This window comes from Caulobacter sp. (assembly GCF_035254145.1).
Taxonomy (GTDB): domain Bacteria; phylum Pseudomonadota; class Alphaproteobacteria; order Caulobacterales; family Caulobacteraceae; genus Caulobacter.
This window is the reverse complement of the sequence record NZ_DATFAV010000060.1, coordinates 1-20,514: the sequence shown is the minus strand read 5'-3', so window position 1 is coordinate 20,514 and position 20,514 is coordinate 1. Positions and strand designations below refer to the sequence as shown.

At 68.5% G+C, this 20,514-nt stretch carries 22 protein-coding genes; 9 read left to right on the top strand and 13 right to left on the bottom strand.

Annotation, left to right across the window (positions count from 1 at the left end):
- Positions 1-44 precede the first annotated feature (44 nt).
- Positions 45-578 carry a gamma carbonic anhydrase family protein gene (locus tag VJ655_RS03335; RefSeq protein WP_324098234.1) on the bottom strand — a complete coding sequence of 178 codons (534 nt, stop codon included), beginning with the start codon at positions 576-578 and terminating at the stop codon, positions 45-47.
- Positions 579-755: 177 nt separating this feature from the next.
- Here VJ655_RS03335 and VJ655_RS03330 point away from each other — a divergent pair, with 177 nt between their 5' ends.
- The 4 genes from VJ655_RS03330 to VJ655_RS03315 all read left to right on the top strand — a co-directional run bounded on the left by VJ655_RS03330 (position 756) and on the right by VJ655_RS03315 (position 4,407).
- Positions 756-899 carry a hypothetical protein gene (locus VJ655_RS03330; protein ID WP_324098231.1) on the top strand — a complete coding sequence of 48 codons (144 nt, stop codon included), beginning with the start codon at positions 756-758 and terminating at the stop codon, positions 897-899.
- On the top strand, positions 887-1,681 hold the full coding sequence (locus VJ655_RS03325) for a PhoH family protein (RefSeq protein WP_324098229.1): 795 nt from the start codon (positions 887-889) through the stop codon (positions 1,679-1,681). Before VJ655_RS03330 ends, VJ655_RS03325 begins: the two co-directional genes overlap by 13 nt.
- Before the next feature lie 84 nt (positions 1,682-1,765).
- Positions 1,766-3,751 (top strand): OPT family oligopeptide transporter, encoded by a 1,986-nt coding sequence (locus VJ655_RS03320; protein WP_324098227.1) that lies wholly within the window; start codon positions 1,766-1,768, stop codon positions 3,749-3,751.
- Between the two features lie 8 nt (positions 3,752-3,759).
- Positions 3,760-4,407 (top strand): glutathione S-transferase, encoded by a 648-nt coding sequence (locus VJ655_RS03315; protein WP_324098225.1) that lies wholly within the window; start codon positions 3,760-3,762, stop codon positions 4,405-4,407.
- On the opposite strand, the gene VJ655_RS03310 is transcribed toward VJ655_RS03315, so the two are convergent.
- On the bottom strand, positions 4,404-5,105 hold the full coding sequence (locus VJ655_RS03310) for a GNAT family N-acetyltransferase (protein ID WP_324098223.1): 702 nt from the start codon (positions 5,103-5,105) through the stop codon (positions 4,404-4,406). The two genes, VJ655_RS03315 and VJ655_RS03310, sit on opposite strands and share 4 nt — an antisense overlap.
- Positions 5,106-5,113: 8 nt before the next feature.
- A complete protein-coding gene (locus VJ655_RS03305; protein ID WP_324098221.1) occupies positions 5,114-5,728 on the bottom strand; it encodes a TetR/AcrR family transcriptional regulator in 615 nt (204 codons plus the stop codon).
- 87 nt (positions 5,729-5,815) lie between these two features.
- Between VJ655_RS03305 and VJ655_RS03300 the strand changes: the two genes are divergently transcribed.
- Complete coding sequence (locus VJ655_RS03300) at positions 5,816-7,102, top strand: MFS transporter (RefSeq protein ID WP_324098219.1); 1,287 nt, start codon at positions 5,816-5,818, stop codon at positions 7,100-7,102.
- 18 nt (positions 7,103-7,120) lie between these two features.
- Here the strand turns inward: VJ655_RS03300 and VJ655_RS03295 are convergent, their stop codons facing one another.
- The 5 genes from VJ655_RS03295 to VJ655_RS03275 all read right to left on the bottom strand — a co-directional run bounded on the left by VJ655_RS03295 (position 7,121) and on the right by VJ655_RS03275 (position 10,995).
- A complete protein-coding gene (locus VJ655_RS03295; RefSeq protein WP_324098217.1) occupies positions 7,121-7,327 on the bottom strand; it encodes a DUF3126 family protein in 207 nt (68 codons plus the stop codon).
- 50 nt (positions 7,328-7,377) lie between these two features.
- Positions 7,378-8,307: a LysR substrate-binding domain-containing protein gene (locus tag VJ655_RS03290; RefSeq protein ID WP_324098216.1), complete on the bottom strand. Its 930-nt coding sequence runs from the start codon at positions 8,305-8,307 to the stop codon at positions 7,378-7,380.
- 370 nt (positions 8,308-8,677) lie between these two features.
- Positions 8,678-9,469, bottom strand: a complete 792-nt coding sequence (locus VJ655_RS03285) for a glutaminyl-peptide cyclotransferase (RefSeq protein WP_324098214.1) — start codon at positions 9,467-9,469, stop codon at positions 8,678-8,680.
- A 1-nt stretch (position 9,470) separates the two neighbouring features.
- Positions 9,471-10,310 carry a serine O-acetyltransferase gene (cysE, locus tag VJ655_RS03280; RefSeq protein WP_324098212.1) on the bottom strand — a complete coding sequence of 280 codons (840 nt, stop codon included), beginning with the start codon at positions 10,308-10,310 and terminating at the stop codon, positions 9,471-9,473.
- A gap of 76 nt (positions 10,311-10,386) precedes the next feature.
- On the bottom strand, positions 10,387-10,995 hold the full coding sequence (locus VJ655_RS03275) for an NUDIX hydrolase (RefSeq protein WP_324098210.1): 609 nt from the start codon (positions 10,993-10,995) through the stop codon (positions 10,387-10,389).
- A gap of 115 nt (positions 10,996-11,110) precedes the next feature.
- Here VJ655_RS03275 and VJ655_RS03270 point away from each other — a divergent pair, with 115 nt between their 5' ends.
- Together VJ655_RS03270 and VJ655_RS03265 are read left to right on the top strand one after the other, a co-directional pair.
- Positions 11,111-11,728, top strand: a complete 618-nt coding sequence (locus tag VJ655_RS03270) for a nitroreductase (RefSeq protein WP_324098208.1) — start codon at positions 11,111-11,113, stop codon at positions 11,726-11,728.
- Between the two features lie 39 nt (positions 11,729-11,767).
- A complete protein-coding gene (locus tag VJ655_RS03265) occupies positions 11,768-12,058 on the top strand; it encodes a hypothetical protein (protein WP_324098206.1) in 291 nt (96 codons plus the stop codon).
- A 15-nt stretch (positions 12,059-12,073) separates the two neighbouring features.
- On the opposite strand, the gene VJ655_RS03260 is transcribed toward VJ655_RS03265, so the two are convergent.
- The 3 genes from VJ655_RS03260 to queF all read right to left on the bottom strand — a co-directional run bounded on the left by VJ655_RS03260 (position 12,074) and on the right by queF (position 14,690).
- A complete protein-coding gene (locus tag VJ655_RS03260; RefSeq protein WP_324098204.1) occupies positions 12,074-12,832 on the bottom strand; it encodes a LytTR family DNA-binding domain-containing protein in 759 nt (252 codons plus the stop codon).
- Positions 12,829-13,950, bottom strand: coding sequence for a sensor histidine kinase (locus VJ655_RS03255; RefSeq protein ID WP_324098203.1), 1,122 nt, complete (start codon positions 13,948-13,950; stop codon positions 12,829-12,831). The genes VJ655_RS03260 and VJ655_RS03255 overlap by 4 nt, the downstream gene beginning before the upstream one ends.
- A gap of 284 nt (positions 13,951-14,234) precedes the next feature.
- The gene (queF, locus tag VJ655_RS03250; protein WP_304276487.1) at positions 14,235-14,690 is read right to left on the bottom strand and encodes a preQ(1) synthase; all 456 of its coding nucleotides are present in this window, start codon (positions 14,688-14,690) and stop codon (positions 14,235-14,237) included.
- A gap of 100 nt (positions 14,691-14,790) precedes the next feature.
- Here queF and VJ655_RS03245 point away from each other — a divergent pair, with 100 nt between their 5' ends.
- Positions 14,791-15,594: an SDR family NAD(P)-dependent oxidoreductase gene (locus tag VJ655_RS03245; protein WP_324098201.1), complete on the top strand. Its 804-nt coding sequence runs from the start codon at positions 14,791-14,793 to the stop codon at positions 15,592-15,594.
- 284 nt (positions 15,595-15,878) lie between these two features.
- The gene (locus VJ655_RS03240) at positions 15,879-16,568 is read left to right on the top strand and encodes a TorF family putative porin (RefSeq protein WP_324098199.1); all 690 of its coding nucleotides are present in this window, start codon (positions 15,879-15,881) and stop codon (positions 16,566-16,568) included.
- 91 nt (positions 16,569-16,659) lie between these two features.
- On the opposite strand, the gene VJ655_RS03235 is transcribed toward VJ655_RS03240, so the two are convergent.
- Positions 16,660-17,934 carry a CynX/NimT family MFS transporter gene (locus VJ655_RS03235; protein ID WP_324098197.1) on the bottom strand — a complete coding sequence of 425 codons (1,275 nt, stop codon included), beginning with the start codon at positions 17,932-17,934 and terminating at the stop codon, positions 16,660-16,662.
- Position 17,935: 1 nt separating this feature from the next.
- The gene (locus VJ655_RS03230) at positions 17,936-20,326 is read right to left on the bottom strand and encodes a TonB-dependent receptor (protein WP_324098195.1); all 2,391 of its coding nucleotides are present in this window, start codon (positions 20,324-20,326) and stop codon (positions 17,936-17,938) included.
- Positions 20,327-20,514: the final 188 nt, after the last annotated feature.

Genomic DNA, 20,514 nt, shown 5'->3' with positions numbered 1-20,514 from the left:
GGCGCTCCCAACGCGCGTTTCTCGACCCTCGCCCTAGCCCGCCCCTACCCCTGAACGACCTTCAGATCGCGGGCGTAGCGCTTCCAGTTCTCGACATAGTGCAGGGCCGAGGCCTGCAGGATCATGGCGTGCTGCTCGCCGATCTCGCGCACGACCTTGCCGGGCGCGCCGACGACCATCGAATTATCGGGAATCTCCTTGCCCTCGGTGATCAGGGCGCCCGCGCCGATCAAGCAGTTCTTCCCGATCCTCGCTCCATTCAGCACGATCGCCCCGATACCGATCAGCGAGCCGTCGCCGATCGTGCAGCCGTGCAACATCACCATGTGACCAATGGTCACGTTCGCGCCGATGGTCAGCGGCGAGCCAAGATCAGTGTGAAGAACAGATCCGTCCTGGATATTGCTGTTTTCACCAATCGTGATCGGATCGTTGTCCCCACGGATAACCGAACCCCACCAGATACTTGCATTTTTTCGAAGAATTACATTCCCCATCACGCTGGCCGTCGGCGCAATCCAGTATTCGTCCTGCGCTGGAAGGGTCGGACAGGTGGACCCCAGGGAATATACAGTCATCCGTACACCTCGTTTCTTGTTCGCGATTTTCCGATTAACGACCCGGAAACCATGTTACCGCCATTGTAGTCGGGCGATTCGAGAGGGAACATTCCCCAAGCGGGAATCATTTTCTGATCGCGACGGCCGGAACAGCGACGTTCCGGTGCGCCCGCTGACGAAGACGAGGTGTGGCACTTGGCGTTTCGGCGTACAGCACCGTCTACCGGAAGCTCTCCCGAGCCGCCTCGCCGCGCATGCGGCTTCGTTCAAATCCAGCTCACCGCCAAGGACGACGCCTTACGGCCTCGTCCTTTTTTCATGCCCGAATGGAGGCTTTGATGACCAAGCGAGCCCTGAAGCGGATGGCGCGCGAAGGCGCGTACGAGACGACCAGCCAGTACGACGACGCCAAGGTGCGCCGTCTGCCGGTCGATCACCGCGGTGGCTGGTCGCCATTGTCCGATGAGGGAGGCGCGAGAGGGGATAGTCGGGACCAGGGCTATCTCAAGACGATAAAACCGAAATCGCCTGGCCAGGCCGAGTTGATGGAGGCCATCGACAACAAGAACCTGGTCATGGCCCTGGGGCCGGCCGGCACCGGCAAGACCTACATCGCCATCTCCAAGGCCGTGGAGGCGCTGGAGGCCGGCCGCGTCAGCCGCATCGTCCTGTCGCGCCCCGCCGTCGAGGCCGGCGAGTCGATCGGCTACCTGCCGGGCGATATGGAAGACAAGCTGGCGCCATATCTGCGCCCGCTCTACGACGCCCTGACCGATCGCCTGTCGGTCAAGCGCATGCGGGCCCTGATGGCCGAGGGCGCCATTGAGATCGCCCCGGTCGGCTTCATGCGCGGCCGCACCCTGAACAACGCCTTCGTGGTGATCGACGAGGCCCAGAACTGCACCTACATGCAGCTGAAGATGCTGCTGACCCGCCTCGGCTGGCACTCGACCATGGTCGTCACGGGCGATCCCAACCAGTCGGACCTGCTGCCGGGCATTTCGGGCCTGGCGGACGTCGCCGCGCGGTTCGAGGAGGTCGCCAACATCGCCGTCGTCCGCCTGGCCGATCGCGACATCGTCCGCCACCCCCTGGTCGCCGAGATGCTGGGGGTTCTGTAATTTCCTAACAGCGGTATGAACTGAGCGCTTGAGTTAGGGGCGGTCGGACGTGCAAGGTCCGGCCGCCTTTATACTTTTTTGGACATGTTCATGGCCGACTCCGCAGCGCCGCGCACAGAATTAACCCTCAGAGGGGTCATTCTCGGCGTCCTGATCACCCTCGTCTTCACGGTCGCCCAGGTCTATCTGGGCCTGAAGGTCGGGCTGACCTTCGCCACCTCGATCCCCGCGGCCGTCATCTCGATGGCCCTGCTGCGCGCGTTCAAGACGGCGACCATCCAGGAAAACAACATCGTCCAGACCATCGCCTCGTCGGCGGGGACGCTGTCGTCGGTGATCTTCGTGCTGCCGGGCCTGCTGATGATCGGCTGGTGGGCCAACTTCCCCTACTGGCAGGTGTTCGGCGTCTGCGCCGCCGGCGGCGTGCTGGGCGTGATGTATTCGATCCCGCTGCGCCGGGCGCTCGTCACCCAGTCGGACCTCCCCTACCCCGAAGGCGTCGCCGCCGCCGAGGTGCTGAAGGTCGGCTCGTCCTCGCGCGAAGGCGCCGAGGAGGGCAAGGCGGGCCTGTTCGCCGTGACCGCCGGCGCGATCAGCTCGGCGCTGTTCGCCGCCCTGGCCGCCGCCAAGATCTTCGCCGCCGAGGTCGCGGGCTACTTCAAGGTCGGCGCGGGCGCGACCGGCATCGGCGCCTCGGCCTCGATGGCCCTGATCGGCGCGGGCCACATCATGGGCATCACCGTCGGCATCGCCTTCGTCGTGGGCCTGATCATCGCCTGGGGGATCGCCACCCCGATCCTGACCGCCATGGCCCCCTGGACCGGCGACGTCGCCACCCACGCGGTCACGGTCTGGAAGAACCAGGTCCGCTTCATCGGCGCCGGCGCGATCGGCGCCTCGGCCATCTGGACCCTGGGCAAGCTGGCCCTGCCCGTCTGGCGCGGCCTGATGGCCGCCCTCGCCGCCAGCAAGGCGCGCAAGACCGGCGAAGGCGACATCCCCCGCGTCGAGCAGGACATTCCGATCAACCTGGTCGGCCTCGTCATCCTGATCGTCCTGGCCCCGTCCGGCTGGCTGCTCTACCACTTCCTGGCCGGCGGTCCGCTGGCTGGCGCCGCCGCGCCGCTGGTCTTGGCGGGCGTGGCCTTCATGGTCGTGGCGGGCCTCTTCGCCGCCGCCGTCTGCGGCTACATGGCCGGCCTGATCGGCGCGTCCAACAGCCCCGTCAGCGGCATCGCCATCCTGTCGATCCTGGGCGCCTCGGCGATGATCGGCGCCATCGGCCACGCGACCATGGGTCCGGAGGTCAACACCGCCCTGATCGCCTTCGCGCTCTATGTCACCACCCTGATCATGGCCGTGGCCGTGATCGCCAACGACAACCTGCAGGACCTGAAGACCGGTCAGCTGGTCGACGCCACGCCGTGGAAGCAGCAGGTGGCCCTGATCATCGGCGTCGCCGCCGGCTCCGCCGTCATTCCGCCGGCCCTGGAGCTGATGAACCGCGCCTGGGGCTTCGCCGGCGCCGCCAACCTGCAAGCCGTGGCCGCCAATCCGCTGCCCGCGCCCCAGGCGACTCTGATCTCGACCCTGGCCAAGGGCGTGATCGGCGGCCAGCTGGAGCTGCCCATGCTGACCGTCGGCGTGATCGTCGGCATCGTGCTGGTCATCATCGACGAGACCCTGCGCAAACTGTCGGGCAACAAATACGCCCTGCCGCCGCTGGGCGTGGGGCTGGCCATCTACCTGCCCAGCGCGGTGACCGCGCCGGTCGTGGTCGGCGCCGTCGGCGGCTGGCTGTACAACAGATGGACCCGCAACGGACCGAACCCCGAAGGCGCCGAGCGCCTGGGCGTGCTGGCCGCCTCGGGCTTCATCGTCGGCGAGAGCCTGTTCAACGTCGCCTATGCCGGCCTGATCGTGGCGACCAACAAGGACGCGCCCCTGGCCGTTCCGTTCGCCCCGTCCGAGAGCGTCGGCATGATCTTCGCCGCCCTCGCCGGGATCGGCCTGCTGGTCTGGCACTACGTCTGGGCCAAGGGCGCGGCGGCCAGAGCGGCGCGGGCCTGAGTCCGAAGATGTTGAAGGTCTGGGGCCGCCGCTCCTCCTTCAATGTCCAGAAGGTGCTGTGGCTGGTGGGCGAGCTTGGCCTCTCCCACCAGCACATTCCCGCCGGCGGCGACCACGGCGGGCTCGACGCCCCTGAATTCCTGGCGATGAACCCGCATGGGCGCATCCCGGTCATCGACGATGGGGGCGTGGTCGTCTGGGAATCCCACGCCATCCTCCGCTATCTCGCCGCCCAGCATGGCGGCCCCGCCTGGTGGCCCGTCACCCCGGCCGCTCGGGCCGAGGCGGACGGCTGGATGGATTGGACCCAGACCGCGCTGCAACGGGACTTCCTGACGGGCGTCTTCTGGGGTTGGTATCGAACGCCGGAACCCCAGCGGGACATGGCCGCCGTCGACGCCGCCCTGGCCGCCTGCGGGCGCCACCTCGTCCTGCTCGACAGGATCCTGGCCGACCGGCCGTTCCTGGGCGGCGAGGCGCCAAGCCTGGCCGACATCCCGACTGGAACGCATCTCTATCGCTATTTCGAGTTGGACATCGATCGGCCGGATACGCCGAACGTCGAGGCCTGGTACGCGCGGCTGCGGCGGCGTCCCGCCTATCGCGAGGCCGTCATGGTTCCGTTCGGAGAGATGAAGGGGCGGTTGGCCTACTAGGCCGCCGTCAGCACTGTGAACACCACCTCGCGCCGGCCGCGATAGCCGAGCGACTCGTAGAGCCCGATCGCCGTGCTGTTGTCGGCGTAGCTGTGCAGGAAGGCCCGCTCGCCGCGCGCCAGGATCTTGGCCGTCACCTCGCGCAGAAGCCGGGCCGCATAGCCCTTGCCGCGGTGGTCGGGATGGACGCAGACGCCGCTGGCCTCGGTGTAGCCGTCGGGCCGCATCCGCTCGCCGGCCATGGCGACCAATCGGCCCTCGACCCGCACCCCGATGAACGCGCCAAGCTGATGGGTGCGCGCGAAGAACGGGCCAGGCTTAGTCAGGGTGGCCAGGGCCAACATCTCGGCCGCATCCGCGTCGCCCAAGGTCAGCATCTCGAAGGCGACGTCCCAGGCGGGCGCGACCTGGCTGGCTTCCATCTGCAGGCACACGGCGCTGGAAACGACCTTCGTTCCCGGGACCGGCGGTGGCGCGGCCAGTTCGACGAGCCCGACATCGCCCAGCTCACGCACCAGCTCGCCCAAGGCCGCGAGGGATGCGGGGCCTTCGTCCGCGGTCGCCGCGAACAGGCCGTAGTCGGGCTTCATCCGCGCCACCCCGCCACGACGCAGCGCCAGATGAGCCTGGCGGCCGTTGAGGGCGGACCAGACGGGACGATCCAGGACGTGGTCGGGGACGGTGGCGGGCGAACTCATGCCGTCATTCAAGCGGGACAATAGGCCGTGATCAACGCCTTCACCGCGCCCACCGCCGCCAGGGCCGGCTTGTCGTCGCCATCGAACATCTGGCTAGACGTGAAGACCCCCTCGATCAGCAGCATCATGGCGTCGCCCATCAGCTCCGGGTCGGAAGCGCCCATTTCGGCGGCCTTCGCCCGGAGGCGCTCGCGCAGCTGCTGCTTGTGGGCCTGGGCGACCTGGCGGCCGGCATGGTGGCGGTCGGGATATTCGACGACGGCGTTGGAGAGGTTGCAGCCGCGATAGTCGTCGCCGCCCGAGCGGTCGGCCAGCCCCTGGAAATAGGCGACCATCTGGGCCTTGGGATCGCGAGGATGCAGGGCCTCGGCCGCCTCGAACCGTTCCCAGAAGGCGGCTTCCACCTCGCGCAGCACCGCCGCGACCAGTTCGTCCTTGGACTTGTAGCTGCGATAGAGGCTGGGCTTGGTGACGCCCGCGCGGGTGACGATCTCGTCGACGCCGACGGCGCGGATGCCCTCGCGGTAGAACAGCTCGCGCGCGGTGTCGAAGATGCGCTCGGCGGCGCGCGGGCCGGGTCCGTAGGGGCCGGCGAGGATCTCTTCTGGGGTTCTTTTGGACATAGCGCTTGACGATGTTACTTACCGGTACGTATGTAGCCAATCAAGCCCGTACCGATCGGTTACATCGCCCGAACATCGAGAGACGACATGCAGGCCGCAAGCCCCAAAGCAAGCCAGAAGAGGCCGTTCGGGCCGAACTACGCCTTCGTGGTCGCCGGGGCGATCTTCCTGGCCCTGATGGCCGCCGCGGCCCTGCGCGCGGCGCCGGGCGTGCTGATCCTGCCGCTGGAAAAGGCGTTCGGCTGGAACCGGGGCGCGATCTCGATGGCGGCCGGGGTCGGCATCTTCCTCTACGGCCTCACCGGTCCGTTCGCCGCGGCGCTGATGCAGTCGTTCGGCCTGCGCAAGACGGTGACCCTGGCCCTGCTGCTGATGGCGGTTTCGACCGGCCTCTCGGTCTTCATGACCGCCTCCTGGCAGTACGTGGCGACCTGGGGCGTGATGGCCGGCTTTGGCAGCGGCGCGGTGGCCATGGTGCTGGGCGCGACGGTAGTGAACCGCTGGTTCGTCGCCCGGCGCGGCCTGATGCTGGGCCTGCTGACCGCCTCGACCGCGACGGGCTCGCTGATCTTCCTGCCCGGCATGGCCCTGATCGTCGAGCACGGCGGCTGGAAGCCGGTCGTGGTCACCATCTCGATCGCCTGCCTGGTCCTCGCGCCGCTGGTCTGGCTGCTGATTCCCGAGCGCCCCTCGGACATCGGCCTCAAGCCCTATGGCGCCCCCGACGACTATGAGGCGCCCGCCCCGCTCCACGGCGGAAGCGCCTTGAGCTTCGCGCTCGGGGCCCTGGGCCGCGCGGCCAAGACCCGGACCTTCTGGCTGCTGTTCCTGGGGTTCTTCATCTGCGGCCTGACCACCAACGGCCTGGTCGGCGTCCACATGATCGCCTTCTGCGGCGATCGGGGCATGCCGGAGGTGCGGGCGGCGGGCCTGCTGGCGCTGATGGGCCTGTTCGACCTGTTCGGCACGACGGCTTCGGGTTGGCTGACCGACCGCTACGACAGTCGCAAGCTCTTGTTCGTCTACTACACCCTGCGCGGGCTCTCGCTGATCTACCTGCCGTTCTCGGACTTCTCGGTGGTCAGCCTGTCGGTGTTCGCGGCCTTCTACGGCCTGGACTGGATCGCCACCGTGCCGCCGACCGCGCGCCTGGCGACCGAGGCCTTCGGCGAGCGCGACGGCCCTGTCGTGTTCGGCTGGATCGGCGCGGGCCACCAGTTGGGCGCGGCCACGGCGGCGATCGGCGCCGGCGTCATCCGCGCCAGCCAGGGCCAGTATGTCGAGGCGTTCCTGATCGCGGGAACCGCGGGCCTGCTCGCCGGCGTCGCCTCGCTGATGATCCGCCGCGCGACGCCCAGGCCGGTCTTGGCCTGAGCGCGCGCTTGATGCGGTTTAGTCGAGATCCTCGCCCAGGATCGCCATTTCGAACATGAACGAGCCATCCTCGTCCTCGTCCTGGAAGACGACGCCGATGAACTCGCCAGCGACCTCGACCTCGGCCGAGTCCTTCTGCTTCGGGCGGGGCTTCACTTGGATGTGCGGATTGCCGAAGGTCCGCTTCAGGTGCTTTTCGATCTTGGCGACGGTAGTGGCGTCCACGGGAGGCCCTCGTTCTAGCTGAGCGCTCGGGGCGCGTTATCGGGGCGAAACTAGCGTCCGGCGCGAGACTCGCAAGCCGCTTCCGGCGGAAGCGGCGTCGAAGCCCCCTCCTCGCGCAGCCAGTCGCGGAACAGAAGCGCGCGATCGGACGCGCCTTCGCGAGGCGTCAGGGCCACGATCCAGGTCTGGCCGGGCGTGAATCCCAGGGGCGCCACAAGGCGGCCGCTGGCCAGGTCGCGCTGCACGAACGCCCAGGGGCCGACCGCCACGCCAAGCCCCGCCGCGGCCGCTTCCAGCATGTAGAAATAGTGGTCGAACTCCTGCTCGCTGATGGCGGGCGGCAGGGATTGAGCGCCCACGTCGCGCACCCAGTCCGTCCAGCTCTGCGCATAGGTGCGGGTCAGCAGGCGCGGAGCGGCGCAGACGCTGTCGAAATCGGCGAGATTTCCAGCCAGGGACGGCACCATGACCGGCCCATGGTAGTGGCGCATGAAGGGATCGGCGATCGAGTCGGGATAGTCGGGCTCCCCGGTCCGGCGGATGCGGATGGCCAGATCGATCTGGTCCTCGCGAAAGTCGAACGGACCATTGGATTCGGCCACCCGCACCGGGATTTCGGGATGGGCGGCCTGGAAGCGCGGCAAACGCGGGATCAGCCACTTCATCGCGAAGGTCGGCAGGCACGAGATCACCAACGGCCTTGGCCCCGCCGGGGCCGGGCGCGGCGCGGCCGCCTCGATCTGATCGAAGGCCGGCGACAGGGCCTGGGCCAGTCGCAGCCCGGCCTCGGTCATCCGCAGCCGAGAGCGCGGTCCCTCGGTCAGCGCCACGCCCAGGTGTGTCTCCAGCTGACGGATTTGCCGGCTGACGGCGCCGTGGGTCACGCAAAGCTCGTCGGCCGCCAGCGTCATGCGGCCATGACGTCCGAACGCCTCGAAGGCGCGCAGGGCGTTCAGCGGCGGCAGGTTGCGGCGAGCCATGTGAAGAAACCTCACAGAAGGCCGACGGATAAGTCGTTATCCCGCGCCGCGCAATCGCGGGATAAGACGGCCATGCCCCCCGTCGATCCCCGCCGTGTCACCCCGCTTCAGGTCCTGGCTTTGTTGGCGATCTGGGCGGCGGCCGTGTACGGATTGATGACACCTCCGCCCACGCCCGACGTCAGGCCCATGGCGGCGAAGATCAAGCCCGATGCGGCGACGTGCGCCCGGATTTTTCAGGAAGGCTAGACCCAGACAGGGTTGAGCCCCGGCGGCGATCCGCGACCGGGGCTCAGGTCCGCCCACTAGGTCGGGGGGGCGTAGGGGGGCGGACACAGGATTAACGTCGTCCCCCGAACATCGTTCCGCGTCAGCGCGCGGGCGGGGTCAATTTGATCTCGAAAAGTTTCGGCCAAAGCTTGCCGGTCACGAACAGCCGGTCGCCGGCCGCGTCGTAGGCGACGCCGTTCAAGACGTCGTCGCGCTGTCCGGTGACGCCCGCCTCTTTCAGCAGGCCCGCCAATTCGATCCAGCCGAGCACCTTGCCGGTCTTGACGTCGATGCGGGCGATGCGGGTCGTCTGCCAGACATTGGCCAGCAGCTCGCCCTTCACCCATTCCAGCTCGTTGAGGTTGCGCACCGGGACGCCGTCGTCGGTCACCTCGATGCGGCCCGTCTCCTTCAGGGTCTCGGGATCCAGGAAGCGGATGAACGAGGTGCCGTCGCTCATCATCAGCCGCGTCTCGTCCCGCGTCAGGGCCCAGCCCTCGCCCGGATAGCTGAACTCGCCGATCTTCTCGAAGGTGTCGATGTCGTAGATGAAGCCGATCTGGTTGGTCCAGGTCAGCTCGTAGAGCCGGTTCTTCCAGTCGACGATCCCCTCGCCGAAATAGCGGGAGTCGACCATCCGCTCCTGGTCGGCGAAGCCGGTCTCCAGGTTCCACTTGCGGATGAACGAGCGGCCCGCCAGGCCCGTGCTCTCGAAGATGAACCCGTCGCGATAGAACAGACCCTCGGTGAAGGCGGTCGTGTCATGCGGATAGCTGCGCACCATCGTATAGCCGCCCACGGGCGCGGGCGAGGCTCCCGCCGGCGCGGCGAGCCCAAGGCAAAGGGCGGCGCACAGCGCCAGCCCGCCGATCCGGATACGCGGTAAGCCCAAGTCAGATATCGTAGTCGCCGTGCGAATAGACCGCCTCGGCCAGGGTGTGGTCCATGGTCCTGGCCGGCTCCTCGCAGGTCGGGCAATTGACCAGGCGCGCGGGCACGCCCGCGGCCGTGCAGTGGGCCGGCACGGGTCGCAGGACCACCGAACCCGAAGCGATCTTGGCGTAATCGCCGACGGTGATGTTGCCCAGCACCTTGGCCCCGGCGCCCAGCAGGACACCCTTGCCGATCTTGGGGTGGCGATCGCCGCGCTCGGCGCCGGTGCCGCCCAGGGTCACCCCGTGCAGCATAGACACGTCGTCGCCGACCACCGCGGTCTCGCCGATGACGATGCCGGTGCCGTGGTCGATGAACACGCCCTTGCCGATGCGGGCGGCGGGATTGACGTCGACCTGAAAGACCTCGCTGGCCCGGCTCTGCAGATAGAAGGCCAGCGTCTCGCGCCCCTCGTTCCATAGCCAGTGCGACACGCGGTGGGTCTGCAGGGCCAGGAAACCCTTGAAGAACAGGAATGGCTGGACATAGCCCTTGCAGGCCGGATCGCGCTCGAACACGGCCTTGAGGTCGGCCTCGGCCGCCTCGACGATCGAGGGATCGCTCTTGAAGGCGTCGGCGGCGAATTCGCGGGCCGTCATGGCCCGCATCTCCTGGTCGCCCAGCTTGCGGGCCAGCTGGAAGGTCAGGGCGTCGGCCAGGTTGTCGTGGCTCAGGATCACCGCGTTCAGCAGCGACGCCAGGGCCGGCTCGGCCTTGGCGGCGTGTTCGGCCTGGTTGCGCAGGGCGATCCAGACGGGCGTCTCCGTTTCCGAAGTCACCACTTCCAAGTGCTTGGCCATCGGGCTCTCCCTTCCCTGCCGGCGCCGTACATAGAGCATTTTCTCTGAAAATGCTTCAGGGAGACTAACGCGCGCGTCAGCCCGTGATGAGCGCCGCCAGAGCGGCGGGCAGCTCGCCCCGCACCGCCATATGGTGCGTCCTGAGCAATAACGCCACCGTCAATGCGTCGGGCATGTGGCCGGCGACGGCGGCGTCGAGGGCTTCGCCGAACGGGACGCGGGCGACGGCCAGGTCCTCGGTCTCGTCCGGGGCGGTGTCGGTGGGCGAAAGATCCATGGCCAGGAAGCCGTAGGCGAACTCGTCGGTGACCGAGTTGGAGAGCTCCATCTTCAGGATCATCCGCCAGTCGGCGGCCATGAGGCCAACCTCCTCGGCCAGCTCGCGCCTGGCGCCGTCCAGCGGATCCTCGCCGTGGGGCGCGCCGCCCTCGGGCAGCTCCCAGCTATAGTTGGCGAACGAGAAGCGGTTCTGGCCGACCAGGGTCACCGTGCCGTCGGCGTGCAGCGGCACGATCCCGATCGCCTGGTTCTTGAAGCCGACCTTGCCGTACAGCGCCGGCCGCCCCGTCGGCGCCACCGCCTGGTATTCGGTCACCGTGATCCATGGATTGTCGTAGACGACCTTGCTGGAGGCGACGCCCCAGGGCTTTCCATGCGGTTTCAGCCAGGCGGGCTTCTCGGGCATCGTGTCTCCGAAGTTCAGGGCCGCGCCGTTTTCTCGTCCGCGCGCGGTTCCATCGCGGCCCTTCAAGGCCTACCTGATCGGCTTACAACGCTCCAACGCTCGTGAGGAGACCGTCATGGCCGGTTCCGTTCCCCCCGCCCCCGAATTTGGCGAAACCCTGCCGGTCGAAGCCTCGCCCGAAACCGTCGCCTTCCTGGCCCGGCGGCGCTCGGCCAGCGCCATGAGCCTGGCCGCGCCGGGGCCGGACGCCGCGCAGCTGGCCGACATCCTGCGCCTGGCCGTCCGCGTGCCCGACCATGGCAAGCTGGCGCCGTGGCGGTTCATCGTGATCGAAGGCCCCGCCAAGGACGCCTTCGCCGCGCGCGTCGCGGCGCTGGCCGACAGCCAGGCCAACCCCGCCAAGGCCAACGCGGCCCTGCGCAAGCTGAACAATCCGCCCGTCGCCGTGGCCGTGATCTCGCGCCACCTGCCTGGCGAGATCCCCGAATGGGAGCAGCGCCAGAGCGCCGCCGCCGTCTGCCATCAGATGCTGCTGGCCGCCTCGGCCCTGGGCTGGGGCGCCAACTGGATCACCGACTGGTACAGCTACGACCCGCGCGCCTTGGACATCCTGGGCTGCGGCCCGGACGAGAAGGTCGCCGGCTTCCTCTACCTCGGCACGGCCACCGAACAGCCCCAGGAGCGCCAGCGTCCCGATGCGACGTCGCTCACCAGCCGCTGGAGCCCGAACTGATCTCGGAGCGTTGAGGCCTCAAGCACGCGAGGAACACCGATGGCGAGACGCAAGGATTCCTGGACGACTCTGGCCTTCGACAGCTGGTCGCTCGGTCTTGAGGCTTCGGCCGTGATCGGCCTGCGCATGATGAAGCTGGCGGCCGGCGGCGCGGCCGCCCAGGCCGAGGCGCAACTGATGGTCGGGGAAAAGGTCGCCGCGGGCCTTACACTGCCGATGCTGGCCGCGACGGGTCAGTTGGGGGCGTCGGGCCCGGCCATCGCCTCCGCCTCGCTGGCCCACCTGCGGCGCAAGGTGCGGGCCAACCGCCGGCGCCTCACGAAGGCATAGGGACGCGCCGTCGCCTTACGCTTCTTCCAGGCTCGCCAGCCCCAAGCGCGCCTGCACCACCTTCACGTAAGTCGGCCCCACGGGCACGGCGACGCCGTCGCGCAGCACCAGGGCGATCAGCCCCTTGCCCAGGCGATTGACCGCCTCGACCCGGTCGGGACTGACGAAGGCCGAGCGATGGACGCGGATCATCTTGGTCGGATCCAGGGCCTGCTCCAGGGCGCTCATGGTGATGCGATGGATGTGGCTGCGGGTAGGAGTGTGCAGCAGGACATAGTCCTTGGCCGCCTCGATCCAGTCGATGTCGTCGACGGCCACCCGGACATGGCCATGGCGGGTCGCGACCCAGATCCCGTCCAGGTCATTCTCGCGGGCCGGCTCGGCCTCGGCCCGCTCGAACGCCTTCTGCAAGGTCCGACGCCGCCGAGCCCGCTCGACGGCCTGGCGCAGACGGTCGAAGCGCACGGGCTTGAGCAGATAGTCGGCGGCCTCCACCGCGAACGCGTCGGCGGCGTAGGCCTCGAAGGCCGTGACGAAGACGATCTCCGGTCGCCCCTCGGGCGCCAGCTCCGAGGCCAGGGCCAGGCCGCTCAGCTCAGGCATCTGGATGTCCAGCATGACCAGGTCCGGCGCCAGCTCGGCGATCGCCTGGGCGGCCTCGCGCCCGTTGCGAGCGAGGCCAACCAGCCGAGTGTCGGGGATCTGAGCGAACAGGGCCGAGAGCCGCTCCAGGGCGGCCGGTTCGTCGTCGACCAACAGCACCTTCAAGGTCATTGAGCGCCCCCCTCCTGAACGGTTTGGAACCGCAGCGGCATCCGGATTCGCGCCAGGAAGCCCCGCTCGCGCGGCGCGGCCTGCAAGAGTCCTCGCGCCCCGAACAGCACCTCCAGCCTCTGGCGCACGTTGTTCAGCCCCACGCCCATGCCGGCGACCGGCTGGACGCCAGCCTCGCCGTCGTCCTCGACGACCACCACCAGATCATCGCCGTCGCGCGACACCTCCAGCCCGATGGTGACGGGCCGGCTGGTGCGGGCCACGCCGTGCTTGATCGCGTTCTCGACCAGAGGCTGCAGGATGAAGCTGGGCGTCAGGGCCCCGCGCAGGTCGTCGGGGCAGGAGAACGCCACGCCCAGCCGATCCCGGAACCGGACGCTCTCGATCTCGAGATAGGCCTGCAGGCCGGCCAGCTCGTCCTCCAGCGGGATCATGGCCTGGGGGTCGGCCGCCAGGGTCAAGCGCAGAAACTCGGCCAGGCGCGCCAGCATCGACTCCGCCTCCTCGTTGCGGCCGGTGATCACCGAGGCGGAGACGGCGTTGAGGGTGTTGAACAGGAAGTGCGGATTGAGCTGATAGCGCAGGGCCGCCAGGCGGGCGGCGTTGGCCTGGGCCTCGGCCTCCAGGGCCTGGGCGCGAGCCCTGGCCAGTTGACGCTCCTGCTCACGCGCCACGCGCATGGCGATCATCATCAGGAACAGCGCGCCCAGCAGGGCGAACATCCAGGCCGCGACCAGGGCCTGGCTGACGCCCCGCGCCGCCGTCGCTCGGGCCGAGGGATGGACGCCGTCCAGCGCCGTCCGCAGAGGGCCGCCAACCAGCACGTCGAGCGCGGCCAAGACGAGGGCTGCGGCGAAGACCGTCGGCAGCAGGGCTACGAAACGGACCGATCCCTTTTCGCGCAAGGTTCGCGCGGCCCGTCGGTAGACGAGAACCGAAAGCAGCGCGCCAGCCGCTCCGAACAGCGCGCAGCTGACCGACAGCCCCGCCGGCGGCGCCTTGCCGGCCGCCAGGTACGGCAGGCCAAACAGCAGGGTGTCCAGGCTCCAGACGCCCAGTGTCAGTATGGCCGCCTGTCGGGAAAGGTCGGATCCGGAACCGACGTCGATGTCCTTCATAACGCTAGTCTAGCGCATGGCGCGCTGGACGCGGACATCCTCCGGCGCGCCAACGGCGGCTTTCGTCGCTCGGCCGCTCATCGCCAAGCGCTCGTCGCGGGGCGCCTGACATCCCCCGTGATGCGGGCGAATAAGCATCGCCTTTCCGGACAGGCGGATGCGTGTCTGTGCCCTCATCGGCGCGCGCCGCCCAGCCTTCCGAATGGAATGTCCGGAGGGGCCGCTATTCTCTCCCTGAGAACGCCGCGCCTCCACCCCACTTTAGAGGCGCGGCGGCGCGGGCTTCAGCCGCGGCCGCGATAGGGCGCCACGCCCTGGTCTGGAACCCACAGGCCCTCCGGCGCGGGGCCGGTCTGCCAGAAGACGTCGATCGGGATGCCGCCGCGCGGATACCAGTAGCCGCCGATGCGCAGCCAACGCGGCTCGGCGATCTCGACGATCTTGCGGGCGACCTTGACGGTGCAGTCCTCGTGGAACGAGCCGTGATTGCGGAAGCTGGTCAGATAAAGCTTCAGCGACTTGCTCTCGATCAGCCAGTCGCCGGGCGCGTAGTCGATCACCAGATGGGCGAAGTCGGGCTGGCCGGTGACGGGGCACAGCGAGGTGAACTCCGGCGCGACGAAGCGGGCCAGATACAGCACGTCGCTCTGCGGATTGGGCACGCGCTCGAGGACGGCGGCCTCGGGGCTGTCGGGCGCGTCGACGACGCGGCCCAGCTGGGTGACGTTGAGATCGGTCATCGGCGCGATTTAGGCCTCGCCGGTCACCGAGACAAGACGCTCGCGGCCCGCTACAACATCGCGAACAAGCGTTTGACCCTAACGGGCTTGGAGGAATCGGATGCTGGGGCGTGACTTTGACGGCTTCACGGTGGTGATCACCGGCGCCTCCACCGGCCTTGGCCGAGCGATCGCCGTGGAGACCGCCCGGCGCGGCGCGGGCCTGGTCGTCGTCAACTACGCCCGCAGCGCCGAGGAGGCCGAGGAAACCGCCCGCCTGGTCGAGGCGCAGGGCGCCAAGGCGGTCCTGGTCCAGGCCGACGTCGCCAGCGACGAGGACTGCCGCAAGATCGCCTCGGCGGCGGGCGTCACGGGCCGGATCGACGCCCTGTTCAACAACGCCGGGATCACCAAGTTCGCGCCCAACCACGCCGATCTCGACGCGGTGAACGCCGAGGACTTCCTACGGCTCTATTCGGTCAATGTCGTGGGCGCCTTCCAGATGGTGCGGGCCGCGCGCTCGCTGCTAGAGGCCGCGCCGGCGCCGGGCGCGGTGGTCAACACGTCCTCGATCGCCGGGGTCGTCGGCAATGGCTCCTCGGTGCCCTACGCCGCGTCCAAGGGCGCCCTGACCACCATGACCCTCTCCCTGGCGCGGGCCCTGGCGCCGCGCATCCGCGTCAACGCCATCTGCCCCGGCTTCATCGACACGCCCTGGTTCGGCAAGGCGATGGAGCCCGAGCGGATCGACCGCCTGCGGGCCGGCGCCGCGGCGGCCACGCCCCTGAAGGTGGCCTCGACCGCGGAGGATGTCGCCGGCGCGGCGGTCTTCTTCGCCTCGCCCGCTTCGCGGCACGTCACCGGCGAGACGCTGCTGGTGGACGCGGGTCTGCATCTGGGCGGCGCCAGCCTGGGCATGCGCTGACCCCCGGACAGACTCGCGCCCCGCAAGCGGGGCCGTAGCGCCACACGACAAGCGAGATTCGCTTTTCCGGCGCCTGTTGCCCGCCTGCGTACGTTCTGAAGCAAATTCGTCACACTGCGCCCAAACTTTAAGCGCCGGGCGCCCTTGTGGCTGGCGCTTTAACCCCTCCGATTGCAACTAAGGACGCGTCCACGGTTAATCGACCAGGGACGCAACTGCGCTTGCAGGCGCGGTCGGGGCTCGGGAACCAACCCGGGAGACGACACAGAAAAGGGGATAGAACAATGAAAGCCATGAAGATCGCGCTGGCCGCCGCCACCGCCACGGTCGCCCTGAGCGGCGCCGCGATGGCCGACGAGCTGAAGCTCTCGTACAACCTCGGCGTGACCAGCGACTACGTTTTCCGCGGCGTGAGCCAGACCCAGGAAGACCCGGCGATCCAAGGCGGCATCGACGCCACCTACGGCATCGGCTACGCGGGCGTCTGGGCCTCGAACGTCGACTTCGGCGCCGATGACCCGACCGCCGAGATCGACCTGTACGCCGGCGTGCGTCCGACCATCGGCGACACCTCGCTGGACCTGGGCGTGCTGTACTACGGCTACGTCGAGGACAAGGGCATTCAAGGCTCGTACAGCTACGTCGAGCTGAAGGCCGCCGCCTCGCACACCTTCGGTCCGGCCACCCTGGGCGCCGCGGTCTACTACTCGCCGGAATATCCGGGCGATGGCGGCGACTCGACCTACGTCGAAGCCAACGCCGCCGTTCCGGTCGCGCCGAAGCTGACCCTGTCGGGCGCCGTCGGCCACCAGGCCATCAAGAACTACGGCAACTACAACACCTGGAACGTCGGCCTCGCCTACGCCCTGACCGACAAGCTGTCGGCCGACCTGCGTTACCACGACACCGACGAGCACAAGTTCGGCAAGATCTACGACAGCCGTATCGTGGTCAGCCTGAAGGCCGCCTTCTAAGCCTGATCGCTTAGGATCGAGACGAAGCCGCCCCGGTTCGCCGGGGCGGCTTTTTCTTTGGGTGGTGCGCCAGCGCCCCTACGCAGGCCCCCTAAGCAGGCGCCTTTGGCGGCCGCATGGCCAGCACCGCCACGAACACCACCGCCGTCACCGCCGCGAACAGCTGGAAGGTCGGCGAGAAGCTCCCCAGCCGATCGCGCATGGCCCCGGCGATGAATGGCCCCGCCGCCGAGACCGCGCCCACCAGGCATGTCAGGGAGAAGAGCTCCAGATTGCTCTGGCGGCCGTAATAGTTCAGCAGCAGCACGGTCACGGCCAGGACGGTCAGGCCAAAGCCGACGCCCGTGCCGATGGCGTAGACCAGCATCAGGACCGGCGTGGCCGCGTGGGCCAGGGCCAGCAGGCCAACGACCAGCATCCCCTGCGCCAGCACCAGCAGCCAGCGCGGATCGACGCGATCGCCCAAGGCCCCGCCGGCCAGCCGCGCCAGGGTCTGCATCAGCGACTCCAGGCTCAGCATCTTGGCGGCCAGGGCGCCGGCGGCCACCGCGGCGACGCCGGCGGCCACGCCCAGTTCGCTCAGGTGAGTCACCGAGACGCTGGCCACGGTGACGCCGACCAGCAGGTGGCTGAAATAGGCCGCGACCAGCACGTAGAACTGCGGCGTGCGCAGAGCCTGCTGGACGGTCCATTCGTGGGCGGTGCGATAGACGCGGGCGTCGGCGGGCGCTTCGCGGGCCTCCTGCTCGACCTCCAGATCCACCTCGTGGGCGGCCCGCGCCAGCCACTTCGAGCCGCCGACCATCAGGGCGCAGACCAGGCCCACCGCCGCCGCCAGCGCCGCTTGGACGATCCAGTACTGGCGCCAGTCGCCGCCGCTGGCGCCCATCAGGCTGAGCGCCATCCACGGTCCGGCCGCGCCGCCCAGCGAGCCGAAAGTGAAGTAGATCCCGAACGGCAGGGCGCGCTTGCGAAACAGCGACGACAGCACGTGCGTGCCCGGGATCAGGGCCGCCATCTGGAAACCGACGCCGCACGCGGCCGCGCCGACATAGTAGCTCAGCAGGCTCTCGGCGTTGGCGACGCCGAAGAAGCCGCCCGCCAGCACCGCCGCGCCCGCGAGCAGCGTCCCGCGCACCCCGATCCGCCGGATCAGGATCGCCGGCAGCCAGGACGAGGCGCCGGTGAACACGCCCAGCACCGAAAAGCCAAGGAACGCCTTCTCGAAACTCCACTTCAGCTCGCCGATCATCGCCGGCAGCACCACGCCCAGCGAGCCGTAGGTCGAGGCGGTGATCAGGAACAGCAGTAGGCTGAACGCCGCCAACAGAAGCCACGGGCGGAAGCGGTCTTCGGTTTGGGTCAAGTCAGAACGTCCGCTTCAGGGTGGCCCGCCACTCCCGCCCCTTGCCGGGCAGGGCCCCAAGGTTGGCGTAGGTGTCGGCGTCGGGGGTGAAATAGAACTTGTCGAACAGGTTATCGACATTGAACGACAGGGTGTAAGGCCCGCGCGCGACGAACGCCGACGCGTTGACCAGCGCATAGCTCGGATAGCGCACCGCGTTCTGGACCGTGCCGGCGGTGCGGCCGACATGGCTGACGCCCAGGGTCGCCCCCGCCTGCCCCCAGTCATAGCCCTTGCTGGTGTAGGTCCCGTAGAGGCTCAGCACCGATTTCGGCGTCAGGGTGTAGGCGTAGTCGCCGCTCCGCCCCGGCAAGCTGGCGAAACTCCAGACAACGTAGGAGCCGCCATAGCCCTGCGCGCCTGGAACGCCCGCCGTATAGGCCGGGATGTACTGGAACGAGGTGTCGGGCCCGCGCACCGTCGTGCGCTGATTGTTGCCGGCGAAGGTGAAGGACAGGCGCTCGGACGCCAGCCAGCGGACTTCCAGCTCGACGCCCTTCGAGCGCAGGCCCTGGACGGTCGGCGGCGAGATCGCGCCGGCGATCTGGGTGCGTGTCTGGCGGTAGGCGGCCAGCGAACCGATCAGGGTCCCGCGCAGCAGCTGGAACTTCACCCCCGCCTCGGCGAGATCGGAGCTGGACAGCCATGAGCCGTCCGCCACCAGGCCCGGCGCGATGTCGCCAGCCTGGCTCATCTCCAGGGCAGCGGCCTTGGCGTAGCTGGCGTAGGGCATCAACCCGACCGGCAGCTTGTAGGTCAGGCTGGCGCTCCAGGTCGCCTTGTCGCGATCGGCCGCCTGGCGCCCAACGGCCGTGAAGCTGAGGAAGCCGCTGTCCTGGCTCTCGACCTCGTAGCGGTCCCAGCGCCCGCCCAGGATCAGGTTCCAGCGCCCCGCCGCGATGTCGGAGGTGACGAACGCGCCGGTCTGTTTCCAGGTCGAGCGGTTGTCGTTCTCCCAGCGCACGCCGATCCCGCCGGGCTCGTCGTCGAACGGGCTGTCGATGATGTCGGTCGCCGTCGCGCCGAAGCTGATGTCGCGACGGTCCAGGGCGATCAGGCCGCTGTTGTAGCTCTCGCGCCGACGCCCCTCGAACCAGCGGTGCGAGACGCCGGCCAGGGTGCGCGCGTGAACCGGTCCCACGTCTGTCGGGAAGGCGTAGGTCAGGCGAACCTCGCTGACCTTGGCGTCCACGGCCGACGGATAGCCGTAGGAGACGAACCGCCGGTTGTCCTGACGGTCGTGGAACAGCTGCAGCTTCAGCGAACGGTCCTCGCCCAGGTCCTTGGCCAGGTCGAAATAAAGCGTCTGGGTGTTGGTCTTCGAGAAGTCCACGGGGCTGATATAGACCGTGCGGCGGTCCAGTCTGGTCGTCCCCACCCCGACGTCCAGCGTGTGGTTCGCGTCGGTCGTCGGATAGCCGTAGTACGGCAGATAGAGGGCGCTGGCGTAGGGGTAGGCGCCGATCTCGTTGGGCGTCAGCCTGCCGTCGCCGTTCGCGTCCTTCAGCGTCGTGTCGCGGCCGGTGACATAGGTCCGGTGGTCGATCAGGTCCTGGGTCAGGCGGTTCCAGCCGGGCGTCTGCACGTCGCCCTCGCTATGGAACGCCATGCCGCCGAAGGCCGCGCTCCAGCCGCTCCCCAGGTCGAAGTCGGCCGAGGCCTCCAGCGTCTGGTGACGCGGATAGATCCCACGATAGTAGCTGTGGCTGTCCTCGGCCTCGCCATAGACATAGACCCCGCCCTCGGCCGACCCGAGGTTGACCGGCGCGCCGAACTGGCCGGTGACCAGCTTCTTGTTGTAGCTGCCGAAGGTGGCCGTCGCCTCGCCTTCCGGCCCGGCCAGGAAGCGGCCTTCGTCGCGCGCGGATTTCGGGATGAAGTTGACCAGCCCCCCGACCTTGCCCGCGCCGTAGACCGGCGTCGGCGGCCCTCGCAGGATCTCGATGCGCGCCGCCCCGCCGATCGGCGTCGAATAGGTCCCGCGGTTCTCCACGCGCTTGAAGCCGCGGAAGTAGTTCTCGGCCAGGTTCCCTCGGATGTTCAGCGCCCCCGGCACGCCATAGAAGCTGGCGGTGTGGGTTCCGGGCGCGACCTTGGTGACTCCGTCCAGGGTCTGGACGCCGTAGCGCTCCAGCGTCAGGTCGCTGACCAGGCTGGCCGAGCGCGGCGTCTCGATCAGCGGCTTGTCGATCCCGAACACCGTGTTGCTCGGCGTCTTCTCCAGGAGACCGGCCTTGTCGCGCGCCACGATCACCACCGCGTCGACCTGATCGGCGACCTGGGTCTCGGCGCGAGCGCTGGCCACGGACAGGGCCAGCAGGCTTACGGACAACAGCAGCGTTCGAGACGGCATCGGATCTCATCCTCACGCCGAAGCTCGGCGGTCGCGGACCCGATATCTGGTGATCCCTTGATCCTCGTCAAAATGCCTTCTGACATTTTAGATGAGATTGCGAATGAGGTGTGGCGATGAAGTCGCAGGTGACGGAGGGGAATTGCGGACTGAAAATCCTCCCCCTAGCGGGGGAGGTGTCGGCTCGA

Bases quoted from the DNA above. Each gene is read 5' to 3' on its own strand.
- VJ655_RS03335 (WP_324098234.1), bottom strand. From the start codon at position 578: ATGACTGTATATTCCCTGGGGTCCACCTGTCCGACCCTTCCAGCGCAG.
- VJ655_RS03325 (WP_324098229.1), top strand. From the start codon at position 887: ATGGAGGCTTTGATGACCAAGCGAGCCCTGAAGCGGATGGCGCGCGAA.
- VJ655_RS03320 (WP_324098227.1), top strand. From the start codon at position 1,766: ATGTTCATGGCCGACTCCGCAGCGCCGCGCACAGAATTAACCCTCAGA.
- VJ655_RS03315 (WP_324098225.1), top strand. From the start codon at position 3,760: ATGTTGAAGGTCTGGGGCCGCCGCTCCTCCTTCAATGTCCAGAAGGTG.
- VJ655_RS03310 (WP_324098223.1), bottom strand. From the start codon at position 5,105: ATGAGTTCGCCCGCCACCGTCCCCGACCACGTCCTGGATCGTCCCGTC.
- VJ655_RS03305 (WP_324098221.1), bottom strand. From the start codon at position 5,728: ATGTCCAAAAGAACCCCAGAAGAGATCCTCGCCGGCCCCTACGGACCC.
- VJ655_RS03300 (WP_324098219.1), top strand. From the start codon at position 5,816: ATGCAGGCCGCAAGCCCCAAAGCAAGCCAGAAGAGGCCGTTCGGGCCG.
- VJ655_RS03290 (WP_324098216.1), bottom strand. From the start codon at position 8,307: ATGGCTCGCCGCAACCTGCCGCCGCTGAACGCCCTGCGCGCCTTCGAG.
- cysE (WP_324098212.1), bottom strand. From the start codon at position 10,310: ATGGCCAAGCACTTGGAAGTGGTGACTTCGGAAACGGAGACGCCCGTC.
- VJ655_RS03275 (WP_324098210.1), bottom strand. From the start codon at position 10,995: ATGCCCGAGAAGCCCGCCTGGCTGAAACCGCATGGAAAGCCCTGGGGC.
- VJ655_RS03270 (WP_324098208.1), top strand. From the start codon at position 11,111: ATGGCCGGTTCCGTTCCCCCCGCCCCCGAATTTGGCGAAACCCTGCCG.
- VJ655_RS03265 (WP_324098206.1), top strand. From the start codon at position 11,768: ATGGCGAGACGCAAGGATTCCTGGACGACTCTGGCCTTCGACAGCTGG.
- VJ655_RS03260 (WP_324098204.1), bottom strand. From the start codon at position 12,832: ATGACCTTGAAGGTGCTGTTGGTCGACGACGAACCGGCCGCCCTGGAG.
- VJ655_RS03255 (WP_324098203.1), bottom strand. From the start codon at position 13,950: ATGAAGGACATCGACGTCGGTTCCGGATCCGACCTTTCCCGACAGGCG.
- queF (WP_304276487.1), bottom strand. From the start codon at position 14,690: ATGACCGATCTCAACGTCACCCAGCTGGGCCGCGTCGTCGACGCGCCC.
- VJ655_RS03245 (WP_324098201.1), top strand. From the start codon at position 14,791: ATGCTGGGGCGTGACTTTGACGGCTTCACGGTGGTGATCACCGGCGCC.
- VJ655_RS03240 (WP_324098199.1), top strand. From the start codon at position 15,879: ATGAAAGCCATGAAGATCGCGCTGGCCGCCGCCACCGCCACGGTCGCC.
- VJ655_RS03230 (WP_324098195.1), bottom strand. From the start codon at position 20,326: ATGCCGTCTCGAACGCTGCTGTTGTCCGTAAGCCTGCTGGCCCTGTCC.